Raw genomic sequence first — 5641 nt, 5'->3', positions numbered from 1 at the left:
CTATAATTGAACAAAAGCTTTATATAGAAAGTCAAAATTTCGTACCCTGGATTGGGATTCCGACAACCTCAGGTACAGGTTCCGAGGTTACTTGCTGGGCAACAATTTGGGATCGCGCTAACGGAGTGAAAATGTCAGTTGATTGGGAAAAACTATATGCACATACCGCTATCATCGTCCCGGCTCTAACAGCATCATTACCGAAGGGATTAACGGTTGCAACCGCTTTAGATGCTTTATGTCATGCTACTGAGGCTTACTGGTCAAAAAGCTCCAATGAAATTTCAAGAATCTATTCATTAGAAGCGATCAATCGGATTGTCAACAATTTTGAAAGTGTATTAAATCATCCGAATGACATTACATTAAGGAAAGAAATTGCTTTAGGAAGCTTGTATGGAGGTCTAGCCTTTAGCAATACAAGAACAACGGCATGCCATTCAATCTCGTATCCTCTCACATTAGAACTTGGAATGGTTCACGGGATTGCGGCAAGCATCACCTTGGCAAAAGTGATGGAAATCAATTTTGACTCCATTATTGAAAACGATAAGTTGCTTCAAGCCTTTGGAGTAAGCAACGTCAGTGAAATCCAAAAGCTTATCGAGCATTTCCATCAACTATCGGGTTTCTCAAGCAAGCTCAGAGATTATAAGGCGAATGAAGAAATAATCGAAAAAATCGCCAGAAACGCCTTTACAAAGGGCCGAATGGATAATAACCCAGTTGCTTTAACAAAAGAAGATGTCACACAAATTCTACTATCTATTTATTAAGGAAAAGGAGAGAAAAAAATGAAGACTAAATTAATGTTAGTAATACTCTTAGTATTATCTGTTTTATTAACGGCTTGTAGTGGAGGGAATGACAGTGCTGGAGAAGTGGATGATGTGATTAAAATGGTATGGTATCCAAACGAATCTGGTGAAGATATGAAATCATCTCGCGAAGAAATTGGACGACTTATTACAGAGGCTACAGGTAAAAAAGTAGAGCATCAATTAACAACTGACTATGCCATTGCAATTGAAACACTAGTGAATAACAATGCGGACATTGCATTTACGGGTTCACAAAGTTATGTTGAAGCAAATAATAGAAATGATGCGGTTCAAACAATTGCAGTGAAATCTGGTGAATCCGGTACTTTGGATGATGCTAAATATCATAGCTGGTTAGCAGTTAATGTAGACGAGCAGGACAAATACAAAGTAAATGGAGAATTTTCACTTGATACAATTGCTAATACAAAGTTTTCATTCGTATCAAACAGTTCAACATCAGGGTTTAAAGTTCCATCCGCTAATATTATTGCTCATTTCTCACAACAAAAAGAGTATGCAGACATAACGCCAGAGGATTTAATGGAAGGCGGCCCGTTATTCTCCCAAGTATTATTTGGCAACTCTCACCAAGGTTCCGCAGTTAATTTATTAACTGGTAATGCAGATGTTGCAGCATTTTGTGATACTTGTGTAGAGGATTATGTGGAGATTGCTGAAGGCGATGAAAATACAGTCGGTGCTGTTTATCACGTTAAAGATGATGCAACAGAACCTTTTAATAYGGTTGCAGGCAAGGAATTTACATTAATGAGTGCTACACCTGTATTAAATGAACCATTCGTAGTAAACATGGATGTAATCGGTCAAGTGGATTTTGATAAAATTCAAGCCTTATTAACTTCAGATGAATTTGCAAATAATGAAAAAATCTTTGCTCCTGAAGATTCAGAACAGACAGCTTTATTCACTAAAAAGGGTAAAGAAAGACTAATTGCTGTAGAAGATGAATGGTATGATCCAATCCGAGAACTTTCAAAATAATACACCACTTCATCAATAGGTAAAACTGTATAGGAAGAAGAGTGTGCATAGGGGTATATTCGTTATGTACACTCTTACTTGCTAATTAAACCAAAAAGGAGTCATTTCGAATGTCTTTGTTAAAGGTAGAAGGACTTGGTAAATCATATACAGCAAACAAACAAATACTAAAGAATATTAATTTTGAAATAAAAGCAGGAGAATTTGTTTCTGTCATTGGTCCATCAGGTGCTGGTAAATCGACCATGCTGCGTTGTATGAATCGAATGGTTGAATTTAATGAAGGAATGATTATTTTTAACAATCAAGAAGTTGGAAGTTTAAGTAAAAGAGAATTACGTAAATTGCGAACAAATATTGGGATGGTGTTTCAGCACTATAATCTCGTACCTCGTTTGACGGTGATTGAGAATGTGTTACATGGTCGGTTTGGTTATAAAACAACGCTACAAGGACTACTAGGCAGATATACAGAAGAGGAAAAAGAACGTGCCTTTTACCTGTTGGAGAAACTAGGAATTCATGAACATGCTTATAAACGATGTGACCAATTAAGCGGTGGTCAGCAGCAACGTGTAGGGATATGCCGAGCGCTTATTCAAGAACCTAAATTGATTCTATGTGATGAACCAATTGCTTCACTTGATCCGAATTCTTCTAAGGTGATCATGGACCATTTAAAATCGATAAGTACGGAAATGGGCATTACATGTTTAGTGAATTTACACCAAGTGGAAGTGGCACAACACTATTCAGATCGAATTATTGGGTTGAATAGTGGTGAAGTTGTATTTAATGGAAATGGCCGTGAGCTTTCTGACGAACAAATTCACAAAATCTATGGAACCAAAACAAAAGATTTAATAACAGGATAAGGGGAAATGACTGTGAATGAAAAAACGATGCGAAAAAGCAAATGGCAGACAGTAATCTTTCTTCTCCTCATCATCGTTCTTACCTATTTATCATCAGTTATTACAACATTTAACTTTGTGGAGGGGATGGCGGCAATCCCTGAAGCTATAGGCTGGATCTTTTCTAATTTAATGGTGACACAGGAGTCACTTGATAATTTACCAAAGATCCTAGGGAAATTAGCTGAAACCATCTTTATGTCTATTGCCGCAACAACTATTGCGGCTGTTATTTCTCTCTTCTTAGGGGTATTTGGATCAAAAACAACAAAAGTAAACAACATCTTAAGTGTATTTGCTCGTTTTATTGCTTCAGTATCAAGAAATATTCCAGTTGTCGCATGGTCGCTGGTTTTGCTCATTTCTTTTGGACAAAATTCAGTAACAGGATTTCTCGCTCTATTTGTGGGAACGGTAGGTTTTTTAACAAGGGCATTTATCGAATCTATTGATGAAGCCAGCCAAAGTTCTGTTGAAGCATTAACTGCAACGGGGGCAACCTATTTCCAAATTGTGAGTAAAGCTGTCATTCCACAATGTCTACCACAGATGATCAGCTGGGTATTGTTCATGGTTGAAACGAATATTAGAAATGCCACATTGGTGGGAATCTTAACGGCTTCGGGAATAGGATATACCTTTGATATGTATTATAAAATGTTAAATTATAATGCGGTAGCACTTGTGACACTATGTATTGTCATTACCGTCATTATTGTGGATATTATATCAAATTATATACGGAAGGTGATTCTATAATGGAAGAAACCTATATTAAAAGAAAGAAAGACGGCCGTATTCGTACAAAATCGGGTAACAAAGGTGATCAAGTTCTAAGATGGACGTTAATGATTCTAACAGTTATGACAGTTATTTCTTTTCTATTTTTTAACTATGCAGGGCTGGAATTAGGTTCAGCGATTTCGGAAACAGCTTATAACTTAAAAGTGATGTTTCTTGAACCAAAATTAAGTCATTTTGATTTAGGAGAAGCCGTCTATCAAGTTGGGATTACACTTGGTTTAGCATTTCTAGCTACGATTATCGGAGGCATTATAGCCTTTTTCCTTTCTTTGATGGCCGCAACGAATTTAGCTCCTGCATGGGTATCGAGAATCGTTCGTATATTTGTTGCTGTTATTCGGGCTGTTCCAACGGTATTATGGGTGTTTATCTTTGCGATTTCCGCTGGGTTGGGAAGTGAAGCGGCGGTTCTTGGTATGTTATTTCATTCTATCGCTTATTTAGTTAAAGCATTTTCTGAGGCATTTGAAGAAGTCGATAAGGGAATCTTTGAGGCGCTGCAATCAACTGGTGCGAACTGGTGGCATATCGTAAGAAGCGGTGTTATACCGTCTACTTTTACCTATTTGTTATCATGGATTTTCTTGCGATTTGAGATTAATTTTGGTGTAGCAGTAGCAATGGGGGCAGCAGCTGGGGCAGGCGGAATCGGATTTGAGCTTTTTATGGCATCTAGCTTCTACTTCGATCTGCGGGAGGTTGGCTTTATTACCTACGCAATTCTAATTATTGCCATTCTATTAGAAGTCTTTTCAACCCGATTGAAAAAACGTTACTTTCCAACAACTTCTGACTAGTTCATAAATGAAGGAGAATAAAGAGAACCATGAATCACTATAAACTTTTAACACCCGGTCCGTTGACAACGACAAGCAGTGTGAAAGAGGAAATGCTTTTAGACCGTTGTACTTGGGATAATGATTATAAAGCTATTACACAAAAAATAAGAGCTAAGCTTCTTAAATTGGCAGGGGCTGACCAAGAAGAATATACTACTGTACTCATGCAGGGAAGTGGCACGTTTGCGGTTGAAGCTGTGATGAATACCACAATTTCAAATCAAGATAAGGTTTTAATTATAACGAACGGTGCCTATGGAGAAAGACTTGTAAAAATAGCAAAATATATTGGACTAGCATTTAGGGAATACAGCACCGCCTACAATGAATACCCGAATGAAGATGAAGTTAGAAAAATTTTACAAGAGGATCCAGGTATTATGCATATTGTCATGGTCCATTGTGAAACTACAACAGGCATATTAAATCCAATTGAGATGATTTCAAAACTATCAAAGGAATTTGAGAAAACGTTAATCATTGATGCCATGAGCAGTTTCGGTGGAATGGAGATTAATGTTCCTGAACTAGGGATTGATTATTTAATTAGCAGTGCCAATAAATGCATTCAAGGGGTTCCAGGTTTTGCTTTTGTCGTTGCTAGATTAGAGAAGCTAATAGCTTGTGAAGGTAATTCGCAAAGTTTGTCATTAGATTTATATGATCAATGGAAGGAAATGGACAAGGACGGGAAATGGCGTTTTACTTCTCCGACACATGTAGTGGCTGCGTTTTCTAAGGCCCTTGATGAATTAGATGAAGAAGGTGGCATTCCAGCAAGGTTTTCACGTTATCAGAATAATAATCGAATGTTAAGAGATCGACTTAAAAAAATAGGATTTCAAGCTTATTTATCAGAAGAAAAACAATCTCCTATTATTACAACCTTTCTTTTTCCGGATGATTGCTTTAATTTTGAACACTTTTATACATTTGTTAAGGAGAGAGGCTATGTACTTTATCCGGGTAAATTGACGAATGAAAATACATTTCGAATCGGAAATATTGGTGAGATTTACCAAGCTGATATTGAAGAATTATGCAATATTATAGAATCTTACATGGGAGTGATGAAAAAATGAACAAAGTAGAAGGAGTTATTTTTGATTGGGCTGGGACAACAGTCGATTTTGGTTGCTTTGCACCAGTAAACGTGTTTATTGATATTTTTGAAAATGCAGGTATTGAAGTAACCATGGAAGAAGCAAGAGAACCAATGGGGATGTTGAAAATTGACCATATTCGCGCGATGCTGTCC

The 5641-nt window shown here is 37.1% G+C and carries 6 protein-coding genes and 1 pseudogene; all 7 read left to right on the top strand.

Features of this window, described 5'->3' with window-relative positions:
* Nucleotides 1-776 (top strand): phosphonoacetaldehyde reductase (locus AC1DSB_RS13390; protein WP_477586880.1); only part of this gene is annotated, 776 nt, incomplete at its 5' end.
* Nucleotides 777-794: 18 nt separating this feature from the next.
* A complete protein-coding gene (locus tag AC1DSB_RS13385; protein ID WP_477586879.1) occupies nucleotides 795-1826 on the top strand; it encodes a PhnD/SsuA/transferrin family substrate-binding protein in 1032 nt (343 codons plus the stop codon).
* Between the two features lie 110 nt (nucleotides 1827-1936).
* Nucleotides 1937-2701, top strand: a complete 765-nt coding sequence (phnC, locus tag AC1DSB_RS13380; protein ID WP_477586878.1) for a phosphonate ABC transporter ATP-binding protein — start codon at nucleotides 1937-1939, stop codon at nucleotides 2699-2701.
* A gap of 12 nt (nucleotides 2702-2713) precedes the next feature.
* Entirely contained in the window at nucleotides 2714-3499 is a 786-nt protein-coding gene (gene phnE, locus AC1DSB_RS13375) for a phosphonate ABC transporter, permease protein PhnE (protein WP_477533080.1), read from the top strand.
* Nucleotides 3499-4341 (top strand): ABC transporter permease subunit, encoded by an 843-nt coding sequence (locus AC1DSB_RS13370; protein ID WP_477586877.1) that lies wholly within the window; start codon nucleotides 3499-3501, stop codon nucleotides 4339-4341. The genes phnE and AC1DSB_RS13370 overlap by 1 nt, the downstream gene beginning before the upstream one ends.
* Nucleotides 4342-4370: 29 nt before the next feature.
* A complete protein-coding gene (gene phnW / locus AC1DSB_RS13365) occupies nucleotides 4371-5465 on the top strand; it encodes a 2-aminoethylphosphonate--pyruvate transaminase (RefSeq protein WP_477586876.1) in 1095 nt (364 codons plus the stop codon).
* Nucleotides 5462-5641: pseudogene (locus AC1DSB_RS13360) on the top strand (phosphonoacetaldehyde hydrolase); the annotation flags it as partial. The gene phnW and the pseudogene AC1DSB_RS13360, both read left to right, overlap by 4 nt.

The sequence above is a fragment of the Paenisporosarcina sp. P4_E4_2 genome, assembly GCF_056401595.1.
Note: the sequence above shows the minus strand (reverse complement) of the source record. Positions and strands in the feature narration are given on the sequence as shown.

What these genes read in the sequence shown, in the direction of transcription:
- phnC (WP_477586878.1), top strand. Translation starts at nt 1,937, where the DNA reads ATGTCTTTGTTAAAGGTAGAAGGACTTGGTAAATCATATACAGCAAAC.
- AC1DSB_RS13370 (WP_477586877.1), top strand. Translation starts at nt 3,499, where the DNA reads ATGGAAGAAACCTATATTAAAAGAAAGAAAGACGGCCGTATTCGTACA.
- phnW (WP_477586876.1), top strand. Translation starts at nt 4,371, where the DNA reads ATGAATCACTATAAACTTTTAACACCCGGTCCGTTGACAACGACAAGC.